The 24,306-nt window shown below is 71.9% G+C and carries 26 protein-coding genes; 7 read left to right on the top strand and 19 right to left on the bottom strand.

The annotated features are described in order from the left end of the window. Positions 1-973: 973 nt before the first annotated feature. Positions 974-1,414, bottom strand: a complete 441-nt coding sequence (locus J4557_RS05645) for an HIT family protein (RefSeq protein WP_307799440.1) — start codon at positions 1,412-1,414, stop codon at positions 974-976. A gap of 86 nt (positions 1,415-1,500) precedes the next feature. Between J4557_RS05645 and J4557_RS05650 the strand changes: the two genes are divergently transcribed. After that, positions 1,501-2,226, top strand: a complete 726-nt coding sequence (locus J4557_RS05650) for an ATP-binding cassette domain-containing protein (protein WP_208265313.1) — start codon at positions 1,501-1,503, stop codon at positions 2,224-2,226. Positions 2,227-2,377: 151 nt separating this feature from the next. Next, the gene (locus tag J4557_RS05655) at positions 2,378-3,067 is read left to right on the top strand and encodes a hypothetical protein (protein ID WP_208265315.1); all 690 of its coding nucleotides are present in this window, start codon (positions 2,378-2,380) and stop codon (positions 3,065-3,067) included. Between the two features lie 54 nt (positions 3,068-3,121). Here the strand turns inward: J4557_RS05655 and J4557_RS05660 are convergent, their stop codons facing one another. The 3 genes from J4557_RS05660 to rlmN all read right to left on the bottom strand — a co-directional run bounded on the left by J4557_RS05660 (position 3,122) and on the right by rlmN (position 5,743). Beyond that, a complete protein-coding gene (locus tag J4557_RS05660) occupies positions 3,122-3,946 on the bottom strand; it encodes a DUF1963 domain-containing protein (protein ID WP_208265317.1) in 825 nt (274 codons plus the stop codon). A 79-nt stretch (positions 3,947-4,025) separates the two neighbouring features. Next, entirely contained in the window at positions 4,026-4,526 is a 501-nt protein-coding gene (locus J4557_RS05665; protein ID WP_208265319.1) for a DivIVA domain-containing protein, read from the bottom strand. Between the two features lie 68 nt (positions 4,527-4,594). Next, entirely contained in the window at positions 4,595-5,743 is a 1,149-nt protein-coding gene (gene rlmN / locus J4557_RS05670; protein WP_208265320.1) for a dual-specificity RNA methyltransferase RlmN, read from the bottom strand. Between the two features lie 135 nt (positions 5,744-5,878). On the opposite strand from rlmN, the gene J4557_RS05675 reads away from it, so the two are divergent. Continuing rightward, positions 5,879-7,024 carry a suppressor of fused domain protein gene (locus J4557_RS05675; protein WP_208265322.1) on the top strand — a complete coding sequence of 382 codons (1,146 nt, stop codon included), beginning with the start codon at positions 5,879-5,881 and terminating at the stop codon, positions 7,022-7,024. A gap of 58 nt (positions 7,025-7,082) precedes the next feature. On the opposite strand, the gene J4557_RS05680 is transcribed toward J4557_RS05675, so the two are convergent. The 5 genes from J4557_RS05680 to rpsB all read right to left on the bottom strand — a co-directional run bounded on the left by J4557_RS05680 (position 7,083) and on the right by rpsB (position 11,498). Continuing rightward, positions 7,083-7,868 carry a phosphatidate cytidylyltransferase gene (locus J4557_RS05680; protein WP_208265324.1) on the bottom strand — a complete coding sequence of 262 codons (786 nt, stop codon included), beginning with the start codon at positions 7,866-7,868 and terminating at the stop codon, positions 7,083-7,085. 254 nt (positions 7,869-8,122) lie between these two features. Continuing rightward, the gene (gene frr / locus J4557_RS05685) at positions 8,123-8,680 is read right to left on the bottom strand and encodes a ribosome recycling factor (protein ID WP_208265325.1); all 558 of its coding nucleotides are present in this window, start codon (positions 8,678-8,680) and stop codon (positions 8,123-8,125) included. A gap of 51 nt (positions 8,681-8,731) precedes the next feature. Further along, positions 8,732-9,433 carry a UMP kinase gene (gene pyrH / locus J4557_RS05690; RefSeq protein ID WP_307799442.1) on the bottom strand — a complete coding sequence of 234 codons (702 nt, stop codon included), beginning with the start codon at positions 9,431-9,433 and terminating at the stop codon, positions 8,732-8,734. Positions 9,434-9,567: 134 nt separating this feature from the next. Beyond that, entirely contained in the window at positions 9,568-10,404 is an 837-nt protein-coding gene (gene tsf, locus J4557_RS05695) for a translation elongation factor Ts (protein ID WP_208265327.1), read from the bottom strand. Positions 10,405-10,487: 83 nt separating this feature from the next. Next, positions 10,488-11,498: a 30S ribosomal protein S2 gene (gene rpsB / locus J4557_RS05700; RefSeq protein ID WP_208265328.1), complete on the bottom strand. Its 1,011-nt coding sequence runs from the start codon at positions 11,496-11,498 to the stop codon at positions 10,488-10,490. Between the two features lie 398 nt (positions 11,499-11,896). Here rpsB and J4557_RS05705 point away from each other — a divergent pair, with 398 nt between their 5' ends. Beyond that, complete coding sequence (locus J4557_RS05705) at positions 11,897-12,643, top strand: murein hydrolase activator EnvC family protein (RefSeq protein WP_208265330.1); 747 nt, start codon at positions 11,897-11,899, stop codon at positions 12,641-12,643. 40 nt (positions 12,644-12,683) lie between these two features. On the opposite strand, the gene J4557_RS05710 is transcribed toward J4557_RS05705, so the two are convergent. Next, the gene (locus J4557_RS05710; protein ID WP_307799443.1) at positions 12,684-13,589 is read right to left on the bottom strand and encodes a tyrosine recombinase XerC; all 906 of its coding nucleotides are present in this window, start codon (positions 13,587-13,589) and stop codon (positions 12,684-12,686) included. Between the two features lie 154 nt (positions 13,590-13,743). Between J4557_RS05710 and J4557_RS05715 the strand changes: the two genes are divergently transcribed. The 3 genes from J4557_RS05715 to dprA are packed head-to-tail and all read left to right on the top strand — an operon-like array spanning position 13,744 to position 16,802. Beyond that, positions 13,744-14,097, top strand: coding sequence for a YraN family protein (locus tag J4557_RS05715; RefSeq protein ID WP_243775317.1), 354 nt, complete (start codon positions 13,744-13,746; stop codon positions 14,095-14,097). After that, positions 14,098-15,651: a YifB family Mg chelatase-like AAA ATPase gene (locus tag J4557_RS05720; protein ID WP_208265336.1), complete on the top strand. Its 1,554-nt coding sequence runs from the start codon at positions 14,098-14,100 to the stop codon at positions 15,649-15,651. It begins immediately after the preceding gene. Next, positions 15,648-16,802 (top strand): DNA-processing protein DprA, encoded by a 1,155-nt coding sequence (gene dprA, locus J4557_RS05725; protein ID WP_243775318.1) that lies wholly within the window; start codon positions 15,648-15,650, stop codon positions 16,800-16,802. The genes J4557_RS05720 and dprA overlap by 4 nt, the downstream gene beginning before the upstream one ends. Before the next feature lie 286 nt (positions 16,803-17,088). Here dprA and J4557_RS05730 read toward each other — a convergent pair whose 3' ends face one another. From J4557_RS05730 to ffh, 9 genes are all read right to left on the bottom strand, one after another. Further along, positions 17,089-17,403, bottom strand: coding sequence for a DUF2469 domain-containing protein (locus J4557_RS05730; RefSeq protein WP_151539670.1), 315 nt, complete (start codon positions 17,401-17,403; stop codon positions 17,089-17,091). Further along, complete coding sequence (locus J4557_RS05735) at positions 17,400-18,128, bottom strand: ribonuclease HII (protein ID WP_208265338.1); 729 nt, start codon at positions 18,126-18,128, stop codon at positions 17,400-17,402. Before J4557_RS05735 ends, J4557_RS05730 begins: the two co-directional genes overlap by 4 nt. 225 nt (positions 18,129-18,353) lie before the next feature. Then, complete coding sequence (gene lepB, locus J4557_RS05740; RefSeq protein ID WP_307799446.1) at positions 18,354-19,286, bottom strand: signal peptidase I; 933 nt, start codon at positions 19,284-19,286, stop codon at positions 18,354-18,356. 168 nt (positions 19,287-19,454) lie between these two features. Further along, positions 19,455-19,805, bottom strand: coding sequence for a 50S ribosomal protein L19 (gene rplS / locus J4557_RS05745; RefSeq protein WP_151591224.1), 351 nt, complete (start codon positions 19,803-19,805; stop codon positions 19,455-19,457). Positions 19,806-19,919: 114 nt separating this feature from the next. After that, positions 19,920-20,702, bottom strand: a complete 783-nt coding sequence (gene trmD, locus J4557_RS05750) for a tRNA (guanosine(37)-N1)-methyltransferase TrmD (protein ID WP_208265342.1) — start codon at positions 20,700-20,702, stop codon at positions 19,920-19,922. Continuing rightward, on the bottom strand, positions 20,699-21,211 hold the full coding sequence (gene rimM, locus J4557_RS05755; protein ID WP_208265344.1) for a ribosome maturation factor RimM: 513 nt from the start codon (positions 21,209-21,211) through the stop codon (positions 20,699-20,701). The genes trmD and rimM overlap by 4 nt, the downstream gene beginning before the upstream one ends. Positions 21,212-21,345: 134 nt before the next feature. After that, entirely contained in the window at positions 21,346-21,588 is a 243-nt protein-coding gene (locus tag J4557_RS05760; protein ID WP_021598307.1) for an RNA-binding protein, read from the bottom strand. 1 nt (position 21,589) lies between these two features. After that, entirely contained in the window at positions 21,590-22,039 is a 450-nt protein-coding gene (gene rpsP / locus J4557_RS05765) for a 30S ribosomal protein S16 (protein WP_190859737.1), read from the bottom strand. A 675-nt stretch (positions 22,040-22,714) separates the two neighbouring features. After that, the gene (gene ffh / locus J4557_RS05770) at positions 22,715-24,304 is read right to left on the bottom strand and encodes a signal recognition particle protein (protein WP_208265346.1); all 1,590 of its coding nucleotides are present in this window, start codon (positions 24,302-24,304) and stop codon (positions 22,715-22,717) included. Between the last annotated feature and the right edge of the window lie 2 nt (positions 24,305-24,306).

The following is a 24,306-nucleotide window of genomic DNA, read 5'->3' on the forward strand; positions in this document are numbered from 1 at the left end:
GCCCTCGCCACAGCAGACTCACCCATTCAGCAAGCCCCCGGCCGACCGCCCACCGGCTCCGCAAGCTCCCTGCCACAGCAGACTCCCCCGCTCGACAGCCTCCCTGCCAACGACCGACTCACCCACTCGGCAACCCCAACTCAGCCGACTCACCCGCTCAATAGGCCCCCGCTCAGCTGGCCACCTGCCTCGGCAGGTTCACCGCCCGGCAGCCCCCAGGTCGACAGCCCCCGGTTCAGCAGGCTCCCTGTTACGGCAGACTCCCCCGCTCGACAGACTCCTTGCCAACGTCCGACTCACCCGCTCGACAAGCCCCCGGCTCAGCAGCCTCACCCGCTCGACACGCCCTCAACTCAGCAGGCCACCTGCCACGGCAGGCTCACCGCTCGGCAGGTCCACCCCCTCGACAGGACCCACCCGCTCGACAGGCCCCCGGCTCAGCAGGCTCACCGCTCGACAGACACCCAACTGGCAGACCTCCAGCTCGGCAGACGCACCGGCTCACCAGGCTTCCTGCCACGGCAGACTCACCCGCTTGCCAGGCCCCCAGCTCGGCAAGACCCCCCAGCTCAACAAGCCCCCCAGCTCAGCAGGCCCACCGGGCTCAGCAGGCTTCCTGCCACGGCAGACCCCCAGCTCAACAAGCTCCCCCAGCTCGGCAGACGCACCGGCTCAGCAGGCTTCCTGCCACGGCAGAGTCACCGCTCGCCAACCCCCTTGCTTCGGCAGGGGCACCCGCTCGGTGGGCTCAGTGGTCGGCGAAGTCACCGGCTCCGGTAGACCACTGGCTCGGTGAGATCCTTGGGTGGGCGGAACCGGCGGCTCCAGCGCACGCGGGTTCGCCGTCTCGACGGGTGCGCCGTCTCGACGGGTGCGCCGTCTCGACGGGTGCGCGGGGTCGGCCAGGTGAGCGGGTTGGCTGCGCATCGCCGGTCCGGCGGGTCGCCTTTCCGGACGAGGCGGTGGGGCGGGTTCAGGTCTGGTCGGTGAGGGCTGTGGACAGGCGAGCGGCGTAGTCGGCGGCTTCGGCGTCGGAGTCGTACTTGTGCCGGGGCCAGAAGAAGCCCCTCAGCCCGTCCTTGTGGTTGCGGGGAACGACGTGAACGTGCAGGTGGGGGACGCTCTGGCTGATGCGGTTGTTCAGTGCGACGAAGGAGCCGGCCGCGCCGAGCACCGACTCCATGGCCGCTGCGAGCCGCTGTGCGTGCTGGAAGTACGGGCCGACGAGGTCGGCGGGCAGGTCCGGCAGCGTCTCGACGTGCGCCCGCGGCACCAGCAGCGTGTGCCCCTTGAAGAGCGGCCTGGTGTCGAGGAACGCGAGCGCGTCCGGGGCGTCGAGGACGATGTGCGCGGGACGCTCCCCCTTCACGATCTCGCAGAAGACGCAGGGCTTGCCGGACGCCGAGTCAGCCATGCGCGGCATTCTGCCGCCCTCCGCCTGCGCTCGCAGCCTCCTCCCTAACGGCCCCCTTAGGTTTTCGCCGCTACCCTTCGTTTCCTATGCGGCTCGACGACGTCGCCTTCCGCTACCACCGGAGGGCCCCTTGGGTGCTGAGGGACGTCACGCTCTCTCTCCCACCCGGCAGCGTCACCGAGGTCACGGGACGGAACGGCGCGGGAAAGTCCACCCTTCTCCGCCTCATCGCCGGCCTGCGCGCGCCCGGCAGGGGCTCGGTCCGGGAAAGGCCGAGCCGCGTCGGGTACGCGCCCGAGCGTTTCCCGGTGGACCAGCCGTTCACCGTCCGCTCGTACCTCGGCCATATGGCCGCTGTCAGGCGGGTGCCCGACGACGCGATCGGGGCGTGGGCCGAGCGTCTGGCCTTCGATCACCTCCTCGACGTGCGGCTGCCGGAGCTGTCCAAGGGCAGTGCGCAGAAGGTCGGTCTCGCCCAGGCGCTCATGGACGACCCGGGACTCCTCATCCTCGACGAACCGTTCGCCGGGTTGGACGCGGCAACCCGCGACACCCTGCCGGGGCTGATCGCCGGCCTCGCCGCCGACGGCGCCACCGTGGTCATCAGCGACCACCAGCGCTGCATCGAATCACTGCCGGGCATCGACCGGCTCCAGGTCGCGGGCGGCACGGTGACAAGCCTGGCCGCCGGTGAGGAGCCGGACGCGCCGAGGCTGACGGCTCTCGAGGTCCTGGTGCCCGAGTCCGACGCCGACACCGTGGAGACCAAGCTCCGCGCCGACGGCTACACCGTGCGGAGGCCAGACCGTTGATCGTCATGTCCCGCGCAGGGGGCGAAGCGTGTCGGGGCGGCGGCCGGCAAGGCGCCTCCGAGAGGCCGCACATCGTTCGCGAAGAAGCGTGGTGCCCTGGTCGGCGCTGGGCGGCGGGCCGGGGCCGGAACGAACGTGCGAGGTGGGAACGGTGATCGCGCTCGCGCGGTTCCAGGTCGAGGGGTACGTGCGTTCGCTGCGCGTCCTGCATCCAGTGATCGTCGTGGCGCTGGTCATGGTGCTCGTGCTCTTCCAGGGCCCGGGCGGCCCGGAGCGGGTCAAGCTGTCCGTCGGCACGTTCGGCGATGTGGCGGCGTTCATGTTCCCGATCTGGGCGTGGACGGCGCGGGCCCTGCTGGACACGCAGCCCGACGAGCAGCGCGCGCTGTCGGCGACCGCGGCACGGCACCGTTGGACGCCCACATGGGCGGGCTTGATCGCCGCGTACGCCGTGAACCTTTTCTTGGGCGTCATCGTGCTGGCCATTCCCGTCTTCCAAGGGCTCGAGGCAGGTGCGCCGGGACGGGCGATCCTCGCGGGGTGCACGCTGAGCGTGCCGGTCGCGCTCGCGGGCACGCTGCTCGGCGCCTGGACGAGCCGGGCGTTCATCCCCGACCCGGGGGTGTCGCTGCTGGCGTTGCTCGGCGGGGTCACCGCGGTCCTCCTGCTGGGTCTCGGCCGGTTGTCCTTCCTCTCGGTCCCGATGATCGAGTGGTTGCGGGTGGCGCACGACGGCCCGGGCCGCTTCGTCGCGGACTTCCCCGGCCTGGTCCTGCACCTGGCCCTCTGGTCGGCCGTGGTCTGCGCCGCCTACGTGTTCGTCGCCCGGCTGCGTCACTGATCGTCCACCACGGGCGGTTACGAGGGTCCAGGATGCGCATGGTCCCTCCAGACGTCAGGTCGCTTGGACGGTCAGCCACGCTCGCTCCAACGGGTCGCTCCGGCGGGAGCAGAAGTAGACGCGGCCGGGGTCTCCCCAGTACCAGCCGAGGCGGTGGTCGGAGTCGAGCTGGAGCAGGAGGCGCCAGCCGTCGGCGGCTGTCAGCTCGTCCTCCGACAGCTCCGGCGCGTCGAGGCCGTCGAGCGGACGGCCCGTGGAGGCGTACAGGCAGTCGGGGCCGATCGGCCGCTGGACGAGGTCGGGCCAGCCTCCCAGCTGATGCGCGGGCGCCTCGGACGTGACGTGCCGGGACCAGACCGCGTGCAGCTGCTCGTACTCGGCAAGGAAGCCGCGATGGACGCGCTCCAGCCGCTGCACGACCATCTCCTGCGGCGAGGGCAGGGACAGGAACGGGGCGGCGCCGAGTTCGGTCGGTGGATAGGACAGGGCGCCGGGCGGCGGCTCGGCGGGATGCAGGTCGCCGGTGAACACCCGCCAGCCGTCCCGCTGCCCGGACGCGTCGCCCCATGGCCGCGGGATCTCGCTCGCGTAGTAGAAGGCGGCCCTGCCGCCCCGCGGAAGGCCCGGGATCGCCCCGAAGACGGCGAGTTCGGTGAAGTCGACGGCGCCGAGGAAGTCGAGCGGACGGCCCCGCCAGGCGGGCCAGGCGGCGGCGCCGGGCAGCAGCGGGACACCGCCCAGCCGGACCGGCACGCCGGCGCCGGCTCCGAGCCGCACCGCGGGCCGCGCCAGGGACAGCAGGACCGAGATGATCTCGGGGGTGAACAGGAGGCCGAGGAAGGTCCTCAGCCGCCGGCGCTGCGCGTCGAAGTCGTCCATGCCCCGAAGCCTGCTGGGCTCCGGCGGCGGTCACCACCCCGCGGCGAAAATGTGGATAACTCCGCGACCGTGATCGTTCTCAGCGGCCTTCGAGGGCACCGGCGAGCTGGGTGAGGAAGCGGTCGACCTCCTGCTCGTCGTAGCCGGGGCCCAGGCGGACGACGCGGAAGGCGCTCTCGCGGACGTCGCGCGCCGACACCGGCGGGGCCGCGCCGCGCAGCCCGGAGATGACGCGGTCGAGGAACGCGTCGACGTCCCGGACGTCGTAGCCGGGGCGCACGCCCGAGCCGGCGAACCGGGCGTTCTGGATCCAGTTGATCAGCCATGCGGGGTTCGCCCGGGGCCGGCCGGGACGCTCGGCGATCGGCGCCTTCGTCTCCAGCTCCCTGATGCACTCGCGCACCAGGTCGTCCACCGCGCGGCGGTCGTATCCGCGCAGGACGACGTCGAAGCGCGCCGTGCGCACCTCGTCGGCGGACATCGGCGGCCCGCCGTTCAGCGCGCCTGAGATCCGTTCGAGAAGGCCGTCCACCTGTGTCCGGTCGTAGCCTCGCAACGCCACCGGCAGCCGCGTGCTCATCAGCGCCACCGTGCTCCTCAGCCCTCGTCCCCGCGCCCGCGGGGCCCGGGGGGGCGCCGCCGACGCGCTCAGTCCTTGGTCGCCGCGGCCAGCTGTCCGCAGGCCCCGTCGATCTCCCTGCCCCGAGTGTCGCGCACCGTGACCGGAACCCCGTGGGCCTCCAGGCGGCGGACGAACTCGCGCTCGTCCTCCGGCCGCGAGGCGGTCCACTTGGACCCCGGCGTCGGATTCAACGGGATCAGATTGACGTGTACGAGGTGGCCGCGCAAGAGCCTGCCGAGAAGATCGGCCCGCCAAGCCTGGTCGTTGACGTCCTTGATGAGGGCGTACTCGATCGAGACGCGGCGCCCGCTGCGCTCGACGTAGGCCCACGCGGCGTCCAGGACCTCGGCGACCTTCCACCGGTTGTTGATCGGGACGAGGTCGTCGCGCAGCTCGTCGTCGGGGGCGTGCAGGGACACCGCGAGCCGCACGGACATGTCCTCGGCGGCCAGCTTCTCGATCGCCGGTACGAGGCCCACAGTGGACACGGTGACGGAACGCTGGGAGATGCCCAGACCGGCCGGTGCCGGATCGGTGATGCGGCGGACCGCGCCGATGACGGCCTTGTAGTTCGCGAGCGGCTCCCCCATGCCCATGAAGACGATGTTGGAGACGCGGCCCGGGCCGCCCGGGACGCGCCCACGCGCCATCGCGCGCGCGCCCGCCGCGACCTGCTCCACTATCTCGGCCGTGGAGAGGTTACGCGTCAGCCCGGCCTGCCCCGTGGCGCAGAACGGGCAGTTCATGCCGCAGCCCGCCTGGGACGAGACGCACATCGTGGCCCGGTCGGGGTACCGCATCAGGACCGACTCGAACAGGACGCCGTCGAACGCCTTCCAGACCGTCTTCAGCGTCCTGCCGCCGTCGCAGTCCAGTTCGCGGACCGGAGTCAGCAGCGAGGGCAGCAGCTCGGACACCAGCCGGTCGCGCACGGCGGCCGGCAGGTCGGTCATCTTCGCCGGGTCGTCGACGAGCCGGGCGAAGTAGTGCCGCGACAGCTGGTCGGCCCGGAACGGCTTCTCGCCCAGCTCCGCGACCGCCTCGCGGCGCTCGGCCTGCGTGAGGTCGGCCAGGTGCCGCGGCGGCTTGCCGCGCCGCGGCGCGGCGAAGACGAGCTTCGCCGGGGTCTTCTTGGGCGCGGCGCCCGCGGTGGCGGGCTCGGTGGTGGCAGACATGGTCCTTCCAGTGTCGCAAACACCTGCCGATGCCTCGTCCGCGCGCGGGCGCGCTTTTCCTGCGCGCGGACGAGGACCTGCGGCGACCGGCACGACATCGCTGCACACGACCTTCTGTGCGACTAAGGTCTGATCATGTCGGTTTTGCGCAGGGGCACCGCTTCGCCCAGGACCCCCTCCGCCACGATCGTCCACGCCGAGGCCAGCCCGTACGGCAGCCGGAGGCTCGTCGTCGAGTCCGACGGCGAGGTCACCTCGGCCTACCTGCGGGACGCGCGGGACTCGGTGATCGGCGCCGTCTGGGTCGCCAACCACCGCAAGGCCCCGTCGTCGCTGGACCGGCCGCGGCTCGACGCGGGCGGCGCACCGCTGCTCCCCGAATCCCATGTCGCTCATCCGCAGGGACGCGAGGCCATCGACGTCTCCGCCCTCGAAGTGGTGTGGTTCGAGGAGGGCGACGGTGTCGCCGTACTGGAGGCGGGCGACCCTCTGTTCGTGATCCCGGGATGGTCGGACATGGGCCGCGGCATCCCCGGCTACGCGCGGGACGCGACGGAGCAGAGCCCGTTCGCCTTCCCCATGGAAGAGGAGATCGCGGAGTTCGGCCCCCGTATCGAGCGCGCGCGCGAGCACTGGAAGATGTGCCGCGCCGACGGCTCGTGGGCGGAGTTCCAGCAGTCGGTCCTAGGCCACCTGCTGCAGCGGCTCGGTCCAGGCGGCCACTACTGGCACGACGTGGGACGGCAACTCGCGGGAGGCAAGGTCAGCCCATCCCCCACCGTGGGCGTGACGGAGCGGCCCGCACGGGGCGACCGCGGTTTCACCGTGCTCAGCACGGTCGGGATGAGCCGCCAGCGGATGCCCACCGTGGAGCTGTACGAGGACGACGTCGCCCCGTACGCCCGCATAGAACTCGCTGTGGCGAGCACGCTCCCCAGCCAGCGCGCGGGAAGCATCTTCCCGTGGCTCGCCCAGTACCCGTGGCGATCGGTGACCTGGTTCGCCCCTGGGGACGTGGTCAAGTGGTACCACGAGCCCCGCACGTTCCCCCTCGGAAGCGGCGACAGCGCGTGGGAAGGCGTGCTCCTCCTGGAGGACCCCTCGCGGCTGGCCGGTCCGGAGGCGCCCGCCCTCACCGGGCTGACCTTGCAAGGCGACCCCGTCCGGTGGCTGTGGCTCGTCCCCATCTCGGGTGAGGAGCACCGGTACGCCAAGAGCGAGGGCTCGGACGCGCTCATCCGGCGCCTGGCGCAGCAGGGACGCTCCTGGGTCGTCTCCTAGGCCGGAGACGCCCAACCTCTCAGCCGGAGAACGGCCGCCCCCAGGGGCGCGGAGAGGTCTAGCTGGGGATGAACAGCTCCAGCAGCAGCCACACCACGGGGGCCGTCGCGACCAGCGAGTCGAGGCGGTCCATCACCCCGCCATGGCCCGGCAGCATCGTGCCCATGTCCTTGATGCCGAGATCCCGCTTGATCATCGACTCGATGAGGTCGCCGCCGGTCGCGGTCACCACGGCGGCGAGGCCGACCAGCGCGCCCTGCCAGGGCTGCCCGCCGTCCAACAGCCACCACACCAGCCAACCGCCGACGATCATGCAGGTGATCGCGGAGCCGGTGACACCCTCCCACGTCTTCTTCGGACTGATCGTGGGGGCGAGCTTGTGCTTGCCGAGGAACGTTCCGGCGAAGTAGCCGCCGATGTCGCTGGCCACCGTCGTCGCGATGAAGATGACGGTGCGGTCGTCGCCGTCGCCGGGCCGCATCAGGAGCGCGACGATCCCGCCCATCAGCACCAGGTATCCCGCGACGAACGAGCCGGCGGTGACGTCCCGGACGTAGCCGTCCGAGCCCTCCATCATCCGGATCAGCATCATGCTGAGCACGGTGAGGGACACCGCTGCGACCACCGCGGTGGACCCCCACACATAGGAGACCACCGGAGTGGCCACCATGCCCGTCGCCACCGGGATGAACGGCACCCGGATGCCGCGCGACTTGAGGGCGTCCGTCAGCTCCCTCATACCGAGGAAGAGGAAGACCACCATCACGGCAAGGAAGATGGGCTTCACCGTGTAGAGCGACAGCAGTACCAGTGCCCCGAGGGCGACGCCCACCCCGATGGCCATCGGCAGGTTCCTGCCGGTCTTGCTCTGGCGCCCGCCACCGGGCGGGTCCGGTGGCGGATCCCCTCCGGATTCAGCGCGCGCGCCCGTCACGGACGTCGCACCGGAGGGCGCCGCGTCCTCGGCGGCGGGGCCTGCGGGGGCGTCCGGCGCCTCGCCGGAGGGCGAGTCCAGAGCTTCTCCCGGGGGTGGGCCGGGCATGTCGACCTCCGGCTCATCCGGGGAGCCCGTGGGCTCCCCGGCGTCGTCGAGTCCCATCAGACTTCGAGCAGTTCGGCCTTCTTGTGCTCGAGCAGCTCGTCGATCTGCGCCACGTACTTGTGCGTGGTGTCGTCGAGCTCCTTCTCCGCACGCCGCACCTCGTCCTCGCCGACCTCACCGTCCTTGGCGAGCTTGTCGAGGGTGTCCTTGGCGCGCCGCCGGATGTTGCGGATGGAGATCTTGCTGTCCTCGGCCTTGGTGCCGGCGACCTTGATGAAGTCCTTGCGGCGCTCCTCCGACAGCTCGGGGAAGACCACCCGGATGACGTTGCCGTCGTTGGTGGGGTTCACGCCGAGGTCACTGTCGCGGATCGCCCTCTCCACCGCCTGCATGGACGACTTGTCGAACACCTGCACGATGACCATCCGCGGCTCCGGCAGCGTGAACGACGCCAGCTGGTTGACCGGCGTCGGGGTGCCGTAGTACTCCGCGGTGATCTTGTTGAACATGGCGGGGGTGACCCGGCCGGTGCGGATGGCCTGGAAGTCCTCCTTGGCGACCGCGACCGCCTTCTCCATCTTCTCCTCGGCTTCGAGGAGGGTCTCGTCGATCACTGTGACTCCCATGTCATCTGGTCGGCCCTGGCACCGCGTTCCGGGCCGCGGTCAGCCCTGTGCCGGGCTGACCAGCGTGCCGATCTTCTCACCCCGGACGGCCCGGACGATGTTGCCCTGCCCCATGAGGTCGAAGACCACGATGGGAAGCGCGTTGTCCATGCAGAGGCTGATGGCCGTGGCGTCCATGACCTTCAGACCCCGCTGTAGAACCTCACCGTAATCCAAACGGTCGAACTTGACCGCCTCTGGACTCTTGCGAGGATCGGCGTCGTAGACGCCGTCGACCTGAGTGGCCTTCAGAACCGCCTCGGCACCGATCTCCAGCGCGCGCTGGGCGGCGGTCGTGTCGGTGGAGAAGAACGGCTGCCCGAGCCCCGCACCGAAGATGACGACCCGCCCCTTCTCCAGGTGCCGGATGGCACGCCGCGGGATGTACGGCTCGGCCACCTGGCTCATGGTGATGGCCGTCTGCACGCGGGTGTCGAGGCCGAGCTTCTCGAGGAAGTCCTGCAGCGCCAGGCAGTTGATGACCGTACCGATCATCCCCATGTAGTCGGCGCGGCCGCGGTCCATGCCGCGCTCGGCCATGACCGCGCCGCGGAACATGTTGCCGCCGCCGCACACGACCGCGACCTGCACGCCGTCCTTCACGGCCTCGGAGATGGCCTCCGCCACGTGCTGCACGACCTCCGGGTCGATGCCCAGAGGATCGCGCCCTGCGAACGCCTCGCCCGAGAGCTTCAGCAGCACCCGCTTCCAGCCCGCGCGCGGCGCGTGCTGCCCGGACGACGGGGCCGCCGTCGCACTGGTGGTCGTCTTCTCCGGCACGTCGGCGGCCTCCTCGTTGCGTCGCTGAATCTCGGGTCCCTGTCTCCAGAGTGCCCTTACGCCTGCCCGACCTTGAACCGGGCGAAGCGCACGACCTTCACGCCGGCCTCGTCCAGGACCTTCGCGATGGTCTTCTTGCCGTCCTTCACGAACGCCTGCTCGAGCAGCACGAAGTCGCGGAAGTAGGCGTTCACTCGGCCCTCGACGATCTTCGGGATGGCCTGCTCGGGCTTGCCCTCGTCGCGGGTGAGCTGCTCGGCGAGCGCCCGCTCCTTCTCGATCACGTCGGCGGGGATCTCGGCGCGGTCGAGGTACTTGGGCGACATCGCCGCGATCTGCTGCGCGACGTCCTTGGCGACCTCGGCGTTCTCCTTGTCCAGCTCGACCAGCACGCCGGTGGTCGGCGGCAGGGACGGGTCGGACTTGTGCAGGTAGCTGGCCACGTAGGCGCCCTGGAAGTGGGCGAAGCGGCGCAGCTCCAGCTTCTCGCCGATCTTGGCGCTGTTCTCCTCGATCAGGGCCTGGACGGTCTTGCCGGCCTCGATCTCGGCACCGAGCAGGGACGCCGCGTCCGCCGCGCCGCTGCCCGCCGCGAACTCGACCAGCCGGTTCGCCAGCTCGATGAACTGCTCGTTCTTGGCGACGAAGTCGGTCTCGCAGTTGAGCTCCAGCAGCGCGCCGTCGCCCGAGCCGTTGAAGTGCTCGGCGACCAGGCCGTTGGCCGCGGTGCGCTCGGCGCGCTTGCCGACGTCCTTGGCGCCCTTGAGGCGCAGCAGCTCCGTGGCCTTCTCGAAGTCGCCGTCCGCCTCGGTCAGGGCGTTCTTTACGGCCATCATGCCGGAGCCGGTCAGGTCGCGGAGCCGCTTGACGTCAGCGGCGGTGAAGTTGGCCATCGCTCTCTTCGCTTCTCTCGTCGTTGGTCGTGGACCCGCGACGGTCCCGGCGGCGTCGTCACGACGCCGCCGGGACCGGGGGATCAAGCCTGCTGGCCCTCGGCGGGGGCCTCCGCCGGAGTCTCGGCGGGCGCCTCGGCCGCGGCCTCGTCGGCCGGCGCGGCCTCGGCCGGCGCAGCGTCGGCGGGCGCGGCGTCGGCGGGCGCAGCCTCGGCCGGCGCGGCGTCGGCCGGCGCGGCGTCGGCCGGCGCCTCGGCGGTCTCCGCCTCCGCCGGAGCGGCGGCGGCCTCACCCTCGGCCTGCTTGTTCTCCAGCAGGTCGCGCTCCCACTCGGCCAGCGGCTCGGCGGCACCGGAGGCGGCGCCCTCGGCCGGCTTCTCGTCGGCGCCGGACGCGGCGCCCGCGCGCGCGAGGAGGCCGTCGGCCACCGAGTCGGCGACGACGCGGGTCAGCAGGCTGACGCTGCGGATGGCGTCGTCGTTGCCCGGGACCGGGTAGTCGACCTCGTCGGGGTCGCAGTTGGTGTCGAGGATGGCCACGACCGGGATGCCGAGCTTCTTGGCCTCGTTGACCGCGATGTGCTCCTTCTTGGTGTCCACGATCCAGATGGCGCTCGGAACCTTCGCCATGTCGCGGATACCGCCGAGGGTGCGCTCCAGCTTGTCCTTCTCGCGGCGCAGGCCGAGCAGCTCCTTCTTGGTCATGCCGGAGCCGGCCACGTCGTCGTAGTTGATCTCCTCCAGCTCCTTGAGCCGGGTGAGCCGCTTGTGGACGGTGGAGAAGTTGGTCAGCATGCCGCCCAGCCAGCGCTGGTTGACGTAGGGCATGCCGACGCGGGTGGCCTGCTCGGCGATGGACTCCTGAGCCTGCTTCTTGGTGCCGACGAACAGGATCGTGCCGCCGTGCGCGACCGTGGCCTTGACGAACTCGAAGGCGCGGTCGATGTAGGACAGCGACTGCTGCAGGTCGATGATGTAGATGCCGTTGCGCTCGGTGAGGATGAAGCGCTTCATCTTCGGGTTCCACCGGCGGGTCTGGTGGCCGAAGTGGACGCCGCTCTCCAGGAGCTGCCGCATGGTGACGACGGGTGCCATTGCCCGTGTTCTCCTTCTCTGGCCCTTCCGGGCCGCATTTGGTTGTCGCCCTGCGCCCGGGCGTCGCCCCACCGTCGCCGTGGCGACGGACCGAGGGGCGGCGCCCCACCATGTCTTCGGTGGCATGCGGACGCGTGAAATCAGCCGCCGGGACGCCCCTTGGCGGCTGTGATCCGGAAACGTTCCCCGGATCCGTGACCTCTCCGCTCACGGGAGCGGCTTCCCACCTCCCCGCCTGACGGCGGATCGGCGACGGCCTGGCCCTGGCCGGTGTCCTTCCGGGCACACATACAGATTATCAGGGCCCGGACGCCCCCGTGAATCAACGGACCGGGCGGTTATCCACAGTTGGCGCACCTCCTCGACGACCGGGCTCGCGGGGCGGCAGGCTCCGAGGCATGACCTTGCTCACACTGCTTCTCACCTGCGTGATCACCGCGTGCTCTCCGGGGGTGAACGCCTGGCGATGGCCCTTAGGGCCGCCCGCTCCACGGGTCCTGCGCGCTTTCTCCCCGCCCGCCGTCCCGTGGGGCCCTGGCCACCGCGGGGTCGACCTTTCGGCACGGCCCGGCGAGCCCGTGTACGCCGCCGGAGCCGGACGAGTCTCCTACGCCGGGCACCTGGCGGGACGGGGCGTCGTCGCCGTCGACCACGGGCCGCTGCGCACGACCTACCTGCCTGTCCGGCCCAGTGTCAAGGCCGGGCTGCAGGTGGCCCTGGGAGCCCGCCTCGGCGTCCTGGAGGACGCCCCTCTCCACTGTCCGACGCCATGCCTGCACTGGGGCCTGCGCAAGGGTCGCGTTTACCTGGACCCGCTGAGCCTGATCAGGCGGGAGGTACGGCTGCTCCCCCAGTGGCCGCAGGCCGCACCGCCGCAGGCGGCATCGCCACGGAGGGCACCGGCGAAGGAACACGAGCGGCATCCCCCGTCCGAACAGCCCACCCCTCCGGGCATGACGCTCCGCGACGCGACGACGGCCACCGGCGGGGCCGTCACGGGACTGGTCCTCGCCTACTCGCTGTCCTTCGCCTGGCGCCGCACCCGCGCACGCGTCCGCTCCCGCCGTCCGCCGCCCGGGGTCATCGACCTCGCCCACGAGCGGCGCCTGCGCCGCGTCCCTCAACGCCGCCAGGAACGCACCTAGGAGCCCACCGAACAGCCGGAGAGAGCCGCGGAGGCGCCGCCTAGTCCTCTCGGGCGGCGCGTGGGTGGGCTTGGCGGTGGACCTGCTTGAGCCGCTCGGCCGAGACGTGGGTGTAGAGCTGGGTGGTCTGCAGGGACGCGTGGCCGAGGATCTCCTGGACGCTGCGGAGGTCGGCGCCGCCCTCCAGCAGGTGGGTGGCAGCGGTGTGGCGGAGTCCGTGGGGGCTGAGGTCGGGCATCGTGCCGGCATCGGAGATCCGTGAATGGACGATGCGGCGGGCGCTGGTGGGGTGGAGGCGCCCTCCGCGAGCGCCGAGGAAGAGGGCCGGGCCGCTGTCCTCGGTCGCCACGGCCGGGCGTCCGGCCCTGAGCCAGTCATCGACGGCCCGGACGGCCGGTTCCCCCACCGGGACGGTGCGCTCGCGGTTCCCCTTGCCCAGAACGCGTATGGTCCGGCGGCCGGTGTCCAGGTCGTCGACGTCGAGGCCGCAGAGTTCACTGACGCGCACACCCGTCCCGTAGAGGACCTCCAGCACGGCCAGATCCCGCAACCCCATCGGCCCTTCGGCGTCCAGCGTGTCGAGAAGGCGTGCCGCATCGTCCTGGGTGAGCACACCGGGGAGGTCGCGGCGCTTCTTCGGCGTGCCCAGCAGCAGGCCGGGATCGCTCTCCAGCAGCCCGCGCCGGTGGAGGTGGTGGGTGAAGGCCCGGACCGCCGCCGTCCGGCGGGCGAGCGTGGCGCGCGCCCGCCCGAGGGCGTGCTGGCGGGCGAGCCAGGCGCGCAGCAGCGACACGTCCAGGCCCGCCGGGTCCGTCACCCCGACGTCCGACGCGTACGCGCACAGGTCCGCCAGGTCGCCGAGGTAGGCGCGCAGCGTGTGCGGTGAGACGCCGCGCTCCGCGTGCAGGTGCCGCCCGAACTCGTCCACGGCCTCGTTCAGATCCACGAGGCCACGCTGCGGCACCGGGCGGCCCCGAGCAAGCACCCACCGCCGCTTTCCACCGGATCGCCGCGAATGTCACCGCGGTTATCCACAGAACCCGGTTCTAATGCTGTGCGGAGCCGGCCTCCGGCAGCGTCGGAGGCCGGAGGTGAGGCACTTGACCGCCCACATCGAACTGGGCCGGCGCGGCGAGGACGCGGCGGCCGCCTACCTGACCGGGCTCGGCTGGACGGTGCTGGACCGCAACTGGCGCTGCCCGGAAGGCGAGCTCGACATCGTGGCGCACGACGGCCGCGCCCACGTCGTCTGCGAGGTGAAGACCCGCCGCTCAGGCCTGTACGGCGACCCGCTCGAGGCCATCACGGCCGCCAAGTCCTCCCGGTTGCGGCGGCTGGCCTGGCGGTGGGCCGCCGCGCACGGCGTCGGCGGCGCGCAGGTCCGGGTGGACGTGCTCGGCCTGGTCGTCAAGGGCGACGGCTTCTCGATCGATCATCTGAAGGAGGTGTGCTGAATGACGCTCGCCAAGACCCGCTCGGTGTCCCTGGTGGGGGTGGACGGCTTCGTCGTGGACGTCGAGGCCGCCCTCACCAGCGGGGTTCCCGGCCTGCACCTGGTCGGGCTGCCCGACACCGCGCTCAGCGAGGCCCGCGACCGCGTCCGCGCGGCGATCTTCAACTCCGGCGAGGACTGGCCCAACCGGCACGTCACCGTCTCCCTGTTCCCGGCGAGCATGCCCAAGAAGGGGTCGATCTTCGACCTCGCCATAGCCGTGGCCCTGCTCGCCGCCGCGGAGGTCGTACCGGCGCGGTCCTGCGCCGGACTGGTGATGATCGGCGAACTCGGCCTGGACGGCCGGCTCCGGCCCATCCACGGCGTGCTGCCCGCGGTCCTGGCCGCCGCCAACTACGGGTGCCGCACCGTCGTGGTCCCGCGGGCGAACGCCGCCGAGGCCGAGCTCGTCCCGGGCGTGGAGGTGGTCTCCGCGGCGACGCTGCGCGGCCTGCTCTGCATCCTGCGGGACGAACCGCCGCCCATCGAGGAGGCGGAGCCCGACGACGCGTCGGTTGCGGTCGACGGGTCGGCGATCCGGCGGCTCGACGTTCCGGCCGATCTCGACCTGGCCGACGTCCGCGGCCAGGCGGAGGCGCGGCGGGCGCTGGAGATCAGCGCCGCCGGCGGGCACCACCTGTACTTCACCGGGCCGCCGGGCTGCGGGAAGACCATGCTGGCGCAACGGCTGCCGACGCTGATGCCGCCGCTGGAGCCCGACTCCGCGCTGGAGGTCACCGCGATCCACTCCGTCGCGGGGACGCTCCCTCCCGGGCAGCCCCTGATCACCCAGCCCCCGTTCCACGCGCCGCACCACACGGCCAGCCGGGCGTCCATGGTCGGCGGCGGATCGGGCCGCGTGCTGCAACCGGGCGCCGTCTCGCTCGCCCACAGGGGCATCCTGTTCCTGGACGAGGCGCCCGAATTCATGGCGGGGACCCTCGACGCCCTCCGCCAGCCCCTCGAAGAGGGCGAGGTGCGCATCAGCCGGGCCGAGGGCACCTCCCGGTTCCCCGCCCGCTTCACCCTCGTCCTCGCGGCCAACCCGTGCCCCTGCGCCGCCGCCAAGCAGGTCGACTGCTCCTGCGCCCCCGGAGTGCGCCGCAAGTACAGCACCCGCGTCACTGGGCCGCTCCTCGACCGCATCGACCTCAAACTGGAGCTGGCTCCCGCCACCAGGGCCGAACTCCGCTACGACCTGGAGTTCGCCGAAGCGAGCAAGGTGGTGGCGGACCGGGTCATGCTCGCCAGGGAGCGGACGCTGAAACGCCTGACCGGAACCCCGTGGCGGACGAACTCGGAGATCCCCGGGCCGGAGCTGCGGCGCCGCTTCACGCCCGCCCCGGAGGCCATGCGGATGGTGGACGAGGCGCTGCAGCGCGGAACGCTCAGCGCGCGCGGCCTCGACCGTGTCCTGCGCGTCGCGTGGACGATCGCCGACCTCGCCGGTCACGACGAGCCCGACGCGGACGACATCGGCGGCGCCCTGGCGCTCTGGCACGCGGGGCGGTCATGACCTCGATCGCCATGACACCGGAGCGGGCGGCCCGCGCCGCGCTCACCGCCGTCGCCGAACCCGGCGACGCGTTCCTCAACCGCATCGTCGGCCGCTGCGGCGCCGAAGGGGCGCTCGACGTGATCCGTTCCGGGGCCGTCCCCGCCGACTTCCCCACCGCGCCGAAGGAGATCCAGCGGCTGGAGCACTGGCGCATCCGCCTGGCCGCCGCCGAACCCGACCGCGACCTGGCCGTCTGCGCGCAGTTCGGCGGCCGCCTGGTCTGCCCCGGAGAGCCGGAATGGCCCACCACCCTCGACGACCTCGGCGGTGAACGGCCCTACGCGCTCTGGCTCCGCGGCCCCGAGGACCTGCGCCACGCCTGCCTGAGATCGGTCGCCATGGTCGGCTCACGCGCCTCGTCCCCGTACGGGCAGCGGATGGCCTCCGACTTCGCGTCCGAACTCGCCGACGACGGCTGGACGGTGGTCTCCGGCGGAGCACTCGGCATCGACGCCGCCGCCCACCGCGGCTCCCTGGCCGCCGACGGCCGCACGGTCGCGGTCCTGGCCAACGGCGTGGACGTGCCCTACCCGGCCTCAAACGAGGGCCTGTTCGCGGAGATGGCACGCCGATCCCTGCTGGTGAGCGAGTCGCCGCCCGGCACCCATCCGCACCGGCTGCGCTTCCTCGTCCGCAACCGGGTGATCGCCGCACTCTCCCGGGGTTCGGTGATCGTCGAGGCGGAGGCCCGCAGCGGCGCCCTCAACACCGCGGCGTGGGCCCGCAAGCTCGGGCGCGTGCTGATGGCCATGCCGGGACCGGTCACGTCCCGCTCATCGGTCGGCTGCCATCAGCTCCTCCGCCAGGAGGACACCGTCCTCGTGAGCCGCACCGAGGAGATCATCGAGGCCGTAGGGCGGCTGGGCGTCGACCTGGCGCCGCCTCCGCAGACGCCCGTGCTCCCCCGCGACCGCCTGGAACCGGTCACCCGCGCCGTTCTGGAGGCCTTTCCGGCGCGGGGCGCGACCGGCCCGGCGGCCCTGGCCGCGAAGGCGGGCATGCCCCTGGCCGCCATCAATGCCAAGCTCGGCCTGCTGGCGGCGTCCGGCTTCATAGAGCGGGCTCCGAGCGGCTGGCGCCTCACCAAGTCCGCCAGATCCCCCCGCTGACGCACACGTTCCGCCAAGGAGACGACATGCCCCCTGGTCCCGAACCCCCCAGCGCCTCAAGCCCCCAGCACCTCAAGCCCCGAGCACCCCGAGCCGCACAGCACCCCGAGCCCCGTGCGGGTCGATGGTGGCCCTGGCGGCACGGAATCGAACCTCACAGCAGAACAAGCCCCCCAGCGCCCGAGCCCTACCTTCCAAGGCCATCGAGGCGCCCCTGGAGCCGCCTGCGCACCGAGAGGTCTGCGGATGCGCGGAGGAGCAGGGGCGTGCGGGTGGGGCGCGCGGGTCACTGATCGGAGGGAAGTTCGAAGTCGCTCTTCGCGAGTTCCTCGACGTTGACGTCCTTGAAGGTGACGACACGCACGTTCTTGACGAAACGTGCGGGGCGGTACATGTCCCAGACCCAGGCGTCCTGCATCGTGACCTCGAAATAGGTCTCGCCGTTGTCGGCGCCGCGCACCTGCAGGTCGACCGAGTTGGTGAGGTAGAACCTCCGCTCGGTCTCGACGACGTAGGTGAAAAGCCCGACGACGTCGCGGTACTCGCGATAGAGCTGCAGCTCCATCTCGGTCTCGTACTTCTCGAGATCCTCGGCGCTCACGCCCGTGCCCCTTCCGTACGGCCCTCGCCGGGGACCTCCCCTTCGGTCTCCTCCCCCAAGGCCATCTCCCCATTGTTACGCAAGGCACGCCCGACATTGACGTAGGAGAACCGATGCTCCGGACAGGGCCCGTGCTCGGCCAGCGCCGCGCCGTGCGCGCGCGTCACGTATCCCTTGTGAACGTCGAAGCCGTACTCGGGGTAGCGCTCATGGAGATCCACCATGATGCGGTCTCGGGTGACCTTCGCGACGATGGAGGCGGCGGCCACGCACGCGGCGACCTGGTCGCCCTTGATCATCGCCAGGCCCGGGGCCTCCAGGCCCGGCACCGGGAACCCGTCGCTGAGGACGTAGGCGGGACGGGTGTCCAGGGCCGCCAGTGCCCGCCGCATGCCGGTGACGTTGCAGCGGTGCAGGCCGATCCTGTCGATGTCGTGGCAGGGCACGATGATCGCGCTCCACGCGCGCGCCCGCGCGGTGATCTCGGCGTACAGTTCCTCGCGGCGCGCCGCCGTCAGCAGCTTGGAATCGGTGAGGCCCTCGATCCGCCGGCCCCGGCCGCCCTGGAGGATCACGGCGCCGACGACCAGCGGGCCGGCGCAGGCCCCGCGGCCCGCCTCGTCGACGCCCGCCACGGGACTGAACCCGGCGTGCTCCAGGGCGCGCTCGTAGGCGTGCATCCCCGCGTCACGGCGCGGCGTGAAGCGAAGTGGACGACCCTTCATGCTCCGCAGCGTACGTCGCCCGAAGACCCCGCCGCTCACCGAATGCCACTGTTCCGGGCATGTCCCCGATCACCCCGCTCCCGTGACCGGCCACAAGGCGGTTGCGGGCGCGCCGAGATCGAAGGGGCGCAGGACGGGCCACCAGCGCGGCTTCCGGCAAGGCGAGCACGCCCCCGCAGGTCGCCGCCGTGCAGCCGAGCGTCGTGTCGGGGCGCGTGCCGGCGGCTACGGGCGTCGGCGTCTGCGGCGCAGGTAGGCGATCGGAAGGGTGCCGAGGACTCCCAGCGCCATGGGCGTGGCGGGGGCCGCCATGGAGGCGGTCTTGAAGCCGGCCTGCTTGAAGGTGTCGGGGATCGGCAGGGTGTCGATGCGGTTCAGCGGCCAGACGATCACGAAGGCACGGCCGATGACGCGGTCGGTGGGGATGGTGCCGCCGCCCGGGTCGCCGCGGTGGGAGCGGGAGTCGTACGAGAGCTCCCGGTGGTCGCCCATGACCCAGAGCTGACCCGGCTTCACGTAGGCGTCGAACGGCTCGTTGGACGGCTTGTTCTGCTCGTGGGTCACCGGGTCGGTGTAGAGGTAGGACTTCTCGTTCAGGGGGACGCCGTTGACGGTGACGCGGCCCTGGGCGTCGCAGCAGTGGACGTGGTCGCCGGGGACGCCGATGACGCGCTTGATGTAGTCCTTCTCGTTGGGCGCCACGCCGAAGGCGGTGCCGACGGCGCGCAGCGCCTTCGAGAACGGGTTGGTCGGCTTCGAGATGTGGGTCTCGGGGTCCCAGGAGTCGAGGCCGTTGAAGACGACGACGTCGCCGCGGTGGATGTCGCGGGTGTGGTAGACGATCTTGTTGACGAGGACCCGGTCGCCGATCTGGAGGGTGTTCTCCATGGAGCCGGACGGGATGTAGAACGCCTGGACGGCGAAGGCCTTGATGACGAGGGCCAGGACGACCGCGACGACGATCAGGACGGGCAGTTCCTTCCAGAACGAGCCCGGCTTCTTCTTTTTCTTCTCGCCGTCGTCGTCGGCGGAGTCCTTCTCGTCGTTCCCGCCCTTCCCGTCGTCGGCGGGGCCGTCGGAGGCGTCGGCCGTCTTCTCCTCGGCGGAGGTCACGGTCTCCTCTTCATCGGGCACCGCGCCCTCGGCTTCGGAACGCACGTCTCTCCGATCGTCCTCGTCAGTCATCAGGGACAAAGCCTAGCGGCGACCCGCCCCGAGCACCGGTCGGCTGGGCGTGTCGCCGTGCACCTCAACCGCGTATCCACCCGAAACGGGCAACGCCCCGGAGACCGCAGCGGGTTCCCGGGGCGTCGGCGATCAGCGGGCTCAGAAGTCGCGCTTCTCCTTGATGCGCGCCGCCTTGCCGCGCAGGTTGCGCAGGTAGTACAGCTTGGCGCGGCGGACGTCACCGCGGGTCACGATCTCGATCTTGTCGATCGAGGGGCTGTTGAGCGGGAACGTCCGCTCGACGCCGACGCTGTAGCTGACCTTCCGCACGGTGAAGGTCTCGCGGGCGCCGCCGCCCTGCCGCCGGATCACCACGCCCTGGAAGACCTGGATACGGCTCCGGTTGCCTTCGGTGACGCGCACGTGCACCTTCAGCGTGTCGCCCGGACGGAAGTCCGGGACGTCGGCGCGCATGGCGGCCTTCTCGATCTCCTGGATCAGGGTGTGCATCGCAGCGGTTCCTCTTGGTCGAACGCGGGCGTCGAGAGGCCCCATGGGACATCGGTGGGGGCGTCGTGCCGCGGAGAGTGGTCTTCGTACCGCGCGTACGAGCGCACGGACGCTTTAGTCTGCCATATCTTCGGCGTCAACCGGAAAACCGGCCTCCCGCAGCACCCGGCGATCATGCTCGTCGAGGGCGCCGGCGGCGAGCCGGGGCAGCAGCTCGGGGCGGTGCCGGGCGGTGCGGCGCAGCGCCTCGTCGCGGCGCCAGCGGGCGATCGCGCCGTGGTGGCCGGACAGCAGGACGTCGGGGACGGGGCGGTCCCGCCAGACCGGCGGCTTGGTGTAGACGGGGCCTTCGAGCAGCGACTCCATCGCGCCGGGGGCGAAGGAGTCGTCGGCGACGGAGTCGGCGTTGCCGAGGACGCCGGGCAGGAGGCGTCCGACCGCCTCGACCATGACCAGGACGGCGACCTCGCCGCCGGCGAGGACGAAGTCGCCGAGGCTGACCTCGTCCACCGGCATCCGGGTGCGGGCCTCCTCGGCGACGCGGGAGTCGATGCCCTCGTAGCGGCCGCAGGCGAACAGCAGCCACGGTTCGGCGGCGTATTCGGCGGCGAGCGCCTGGGTGAACGGGCGGCCGCTGGGCGTCGGGATGATCATGCGGGGGGCGGCGCCGGGCGGCGCGAGGGCGTCGAGGGCCTCGCCCCACGGTTCGGGCTTCATGACCATGCCGGGGCCGCCGCCGTAGGGGGTGTCGTCCACGGTGCGGTGGCGGTCGTGGGTCCAGCCGCGCAGGTCGTGCACGTGCACGTCGAGCAGCCCGGTGCGGCGGGCCTTGCCGAGCAGGGAGATCTCCAGGGGCGCGAAGTACTCCGGGAAGATCGTGACGATGTCGAGTTTCATGATCCGTCGAGCAGGCCGGGGGGCGGGTCGATCACGAGCCGGCCGCCGGCGACGTCGACCTCGGGGACGAGCGCGGCCACGAAGGGGACGAGGGTCTCGCCGTCGGGGCCGCGCACGACCAGCAGGTCCTGGCCGTGGTGCAGGACGCCGGCGACCTCGCCGACGTCGGCGCCGCCGGTGGTGACGACGGCAAGCCCGATCAGTTCCTGGTCGTGGTACTCGTCGGGGTCGGCGGAGGGGGGGATGTCACCGGAGTCGACGACCAGCCAGGTGCCGCGGAGGGTCTCCGCGGCGTCGCGGTCGTCGATTCCGGCGAAGCGCAGGAGCAGGCGTCCCGAGTGCCACCGGGCCCGTTCCACGGTGAGGGGGCCGATGGACGCGGGATCGGTCTCGATCCGGGTGCCGGCGGCGAACCGGCCTTCCGGGTCGTCGGTGCGGACGTCGACGGTGACCTCGCCGCGGATGCCGTGCGGGCGGCCGATGCGCCCGACGACCAGCGGGTCGCTCATCGGCCCCGCCCCCGGAGGGCGAGGCCGCGAGGGCCGGCGGGCGAGAGGCCCGCCGGCGAACCGCTTCCGGCGGCGGCCGAGGCGGCCACCGCCGGGGCGAGCGTGCCCCGGCATGCGCGATGCCAGGGGCTCACTCAGCGGACCTCGTTGACGTCGAGCAGGTCCACGCGCACGTACCGGCCCCCGGACAGGGCGCTGATGACGGTGCGCAGGGCCTTGGCGGTACGACCGCTGCGGCCGATGACCTTGCCGAGGTCCTCGGGGTGCACGCGCACCTCCAGGACCCGGCCGCCCCTGATCCGGCGGGCGCGGACCCGGACGTCGTCCGGGTTCTCCACGATCCCGCGGACCAGGTGCTCGAGCGCTTCTTCGAGCACGTCAGCCCTCGCTCTTGGCTTCGTCGGTCTCGGTGGCCTTCGCCTCGGACTTCTTCGGCTCGGCCTTCTTCTTGCCGCGGGCGGCGGTGGCCTCGGCGGCGTCGTCGCCCATCGACTCCTTGACGGCGGCCTCGAAGGCGGCCTTCCGGTCGGCCTTGGGCTCGGCGACCTTGAGGGTGCCCTCGGCGCCGGGCTCGCCCTTGAACTTCTGCCAGTCGCCGGTGATCTTCAGCAGGTTGAGCACGGGCTCGGTCGGCTGCGCGCCGACGCCGAGCCAGTACTGCGCGCGCTCGGAGTCGATCTGGATGAGCGACGGCTCCTGCTTGGGCTGGTAGAGCCCGATCTCCTCGATGGCCCGCCCGTCACGCTTGGTGCGGGCGTCGGCGACGACGATCCGGTACTGCGGGTTCCGGATCTTCCCCAGACGCTTGAGCTTGATCTTGACTGCCACGGGTGTGGTGTACTCCAGACTTCATTACAGGGTGGGCGGCCCGTGCCAGGTGGGGAACACCGGCTCACCGCCGCCCGATGGACTCCGGCCGCGCAGGACGAGAGAGGGCGCCTCGCGGGTCCGGGTTTCCAGCCTGTCATTCTGCCAGATCGTCGCCGTGAACGCGCAATCGACGGACGCCGTGTTGCCCTGCCGTGCGGCGCCGCCTCGAAGGCCCCACCAGGCAGGCGGCGCTCCCCACCGGACGGTCGCGTTGCCCGCCCGAGGACGTCCGCAGGAGAACGCCCACGGCGCAAGGCGGTGCTTCCCACTAGACGGACCCGCGACCCGCAGCGCGGGGGTGGGCTCCCGCCGGACAGTTGTGACGCCCGCGGCGCGAAGCGATGCCCTCCGCCCCACGCGCCGGCGACCAGCAGCGCGGGGGGTGGTGCCCCCGCCGGACATGTCGCCCGCAGGGCGAGGCTGTGCCTTCCGCCGGACGGACCCGCGACCCGCGGCGCGGGGGTTCCCGCCGGACAGTTCTCTCGCCTGCGGGGCGGGGCGGGGCCTTCTGCTGGACGGGCCCGGGACCCGCGGCGCGGGGGTGCCTGTTGCCGGAGGCTTGTGCCGCGTGGGGTTTGCGGGAGGGCGCTCGCTGGCCGGCGCACCGCCGTCAGGGCGGTGCGCCGGGAGCGGTCACTTGTTCTTGCGGTTCTGGAGCTTGCCGAGGTCCGGCATCTGGAAACCGGGGGGCAACTGGCCACCGAGGCCCGGGGGCAGGCCGCCGCCGGGGGCGCCGGGGCCGCCGAGGCCGGGCGGCAGCCCCTTCGGCATGCCGTCGGCCGCTGGCTGCTGCTCCTGAGGGCGGTTGCCGCCGGCGCGCTTGCGCGGGTCGCCGCTGCGCTGCTTGCCCTTCTTGTTCTTGGCGGCCTTCGCGGCCTTGGCAGCCTTGCGGCGGCCTCCGGGCATGCCGGGCAGGCCCATGCCGCCGGCCATCTGCCGCATCATCTTCTGGGCGTCGAAGAAGCGGGTGACGAGGCTGTTGACCTCGCCGACGCCGACGCCGGAGCCCTTGGCGATGCGGGCCCGCCGGGAGCCGTTGATGATCTTCGGCTGGGCGCGCTCCTGCGGGGTCATGGAGCGGATGATCGCGGCGATCCGGTCCAGGTCCTTGTCGTCGATCTGGCTGATCTGGTCCCGGACCTGCCCCATGCCGGGCATCATCCCGAGCAGGTTGCCGATGGGGCCGAGCTTGCGGATCATCATCATCTGCTCGAGGAAGTCCTCGAGGGTGAAGTCCTCGCCCGAGGCGAACTTGGTGCTCATCCGCTCGGCCTGCTCGGCGTCGAACGCCTGCTCGGCCTGCTCGATCAGGGTGAGGATGTCGCCCATGTCGAGGATCCGGCCGGCCATCCGGTCCGGGTGGAAGACGCTGAAGTCCTCCAGCTTCTCGCCCGTCGAGGCGAACATGATCGGGCGGCCGGTGATGTGCCGGACCGACAGCGCGGCGCCGCCGCGGGCGTCGCCGTCGAGCTTGGTGAGCACGACCCCGTCGAAGCCGACGCCGTCCATGAACGCCTGGGCGGTGTTGACGGCGTCCTGGCCGACCATGGCGTCGACGACGAACAGCACGTCGTCGGGCTTGACGGCGTCGCGGATGTCGATGGCCTGCTGCATCATCTCGGCGTCGATGCCGAGGCGGCCGGCGGTGTCGATGACGACGATGTCGTGCTGGGCGTGGCGGGCCTGGTCGATGGAGCGGCGCGCGACGTCGACGGGGTCGCCGACGCCGCTGCCCGGCTCGGGCGCGAAGACCGCCACGCCGGCGCGCTCGCCGACGACCTGGAGCTGCTGGACGGCGTTCGGGCGCTGCAGGTCGGCGGCGACGAGCATCGGGGTGTGGCCCTCGGCCTTCAGCCACCGGGCGAGCTTGCCGGCGAGGGTGGTCTTGCCCGCGCCCTGGAGGCCGGCGAGCATGATCACGGTCGGCGGCGTCTTGGCGAACCGGATCCGGCGGGTCTCGCCGCCGAGGATGTTGATGAGCTCCTCGTTGACGATCTTGACGACCTGCTGCGCCGGGTTCAGCGCCTGCGAGACCTCCGCGCCGCTGGCCCGCTCCTTGACCTGCGCGATGAAGTCCTTGACCACGGGCAGCGCGACGTCTGCCTCGAGCAGCGCGATGCGGATCTCGCGGGCCGTCGCGTTGATGTCGGCCTCGGAGAGCCGGCCCTTGCTGCGCAGCGACGAGAAGACCGACGTCAACCGGTCGGAGAGCGTCTCGAACACGT

The organism is Actinomadura nitritigenes, from assembly GCF_017573545.1.
Classification (GTDB): Bacteria; Actinomycetota; Actinomycetes; order Streptosporangiales; family Streptosporangiaceae; genus Spirillospora; species Spirillospora nitritigenes.

What these genes read in the sequence shown, in the direction of transcription:
- J4557_RS05660 (WP_208265317.1), bottom strand. Translation starts at nt 3,946, where the DNA reads ATGGACGACTTCGACGCGCAGCGCCGGCGGCTGAGGACCTTCCTCGGC.
- dprA (WP_243775318.1), top strand. Translation starts at nt 15,648, where the DNA reads ATGACCTCGATCGCCATGACACCGGAGCGGGCGGCCCGCGCCGCGCTC.
- J4557_RS05675 (WP_208265322.1), top strand. Translation starts at nt 5,879, where the DNA reads ATGTCGGTTTTGCGCAGGGGCACCGCTTCGCCCAGGACCCCCTCCGCC.
- rpsB (WP_208265328.1), bottom strand. Translation starts at nt 11,498, where the DNA reads ATGGCACCCGTCGTCACCATGCGGCAGCTCCTGGAGAGCGGCGTCCAC.
- J4557_RS05720 (WP_208265336.1), top strand. Translation starts at nt 14,098, where the DNA reads ATGACGCTCGCCAAGACCCGCTCGGTGTCCCTGGTGGGGGTGGACGGC.
- rimM (WP_208265344.1), bottom strand. Translation starts at nt 21,211, where the DNA reads ATGAGCGACCCGCTGGTCGTCGGGCGCATCGGCCGCCCGCACGGCATC.
- rlmN (WP_208265320.1), bottom strand. Translation starts at nt 5,743, where the DNA reads ATGTCTGCCACCACCGAGCCCGCCACCGCGGGCGCCGCGCCCAAGAAG.
- J4557_RS05735 (WP_208265338.1), bottom strand. Translation starts at nt 18,128, where the DNA reads ATGAAGGGTCGTCCACTTCGCTTCACGCCGCGCCGTGACGCGGGGATG.
- J4557_RS05645 (WP_307799440.1), bottom strand. Translation starts at nt 1,414, where the DNA reads ATGGCTGACTCGGCGTCCGGCAAGCCCTGCGTCTTCTGCGAGATCGTG.
- J4557_RS05650 (WP_208265313.1), top strand. Translation starts at nt 1,501, where the DNA reads ATGCGGCTCGACGACGTCGCCTTCCGCTACCACCGGAGGGCCCCTTGG.
- J4557_RS05680 (WP_208265324.1), bottom strand. Translation starts at nt 7,868, where the DNA reads ATGGCCATCGGGGTGGGCGTCGCCCTCGGGGCACTGGTACTGCTGTCG.
- trmD (WP_208265342.1), bottom strand. Translation starts at nt 20,702, where the DNA reads ATGAAACTCGACATCGTCACGATCTTCCCGGAGTACTTCGCGCCCCTG.
- J4557_RS05705 (WP_208265330.1), top strand. Translation starts at nt 11,897, where the DNA reads ATGACCTTGCTCACACTGCTTCTCACCTGCGTGATCACCGCGTGCTCT.
- J4557_RS05665 (WP_208265319.1), bottom strand. Translation starts at nt 4,526, where the DNA reads ATGAGCACGCGGCTGCCGGTGGCGTTGCGAGGCTACGACCGGACACAG.
- rplS (WP_151591224.1), bottom strand. Translation starts at nt 19,805, where the DNA reads ATGCACACCCTGATCCAGGAGATCGAGAAGGCCGCCATGCGCGCCGAC.
- tsf (WP_208265327.1), bottom strand. Translation starts at nt 10,404, where the DNA reads ATGGCCAACTTCACCGCCGCTGACGTCAAGCGGCTCCGCGACCTGACC.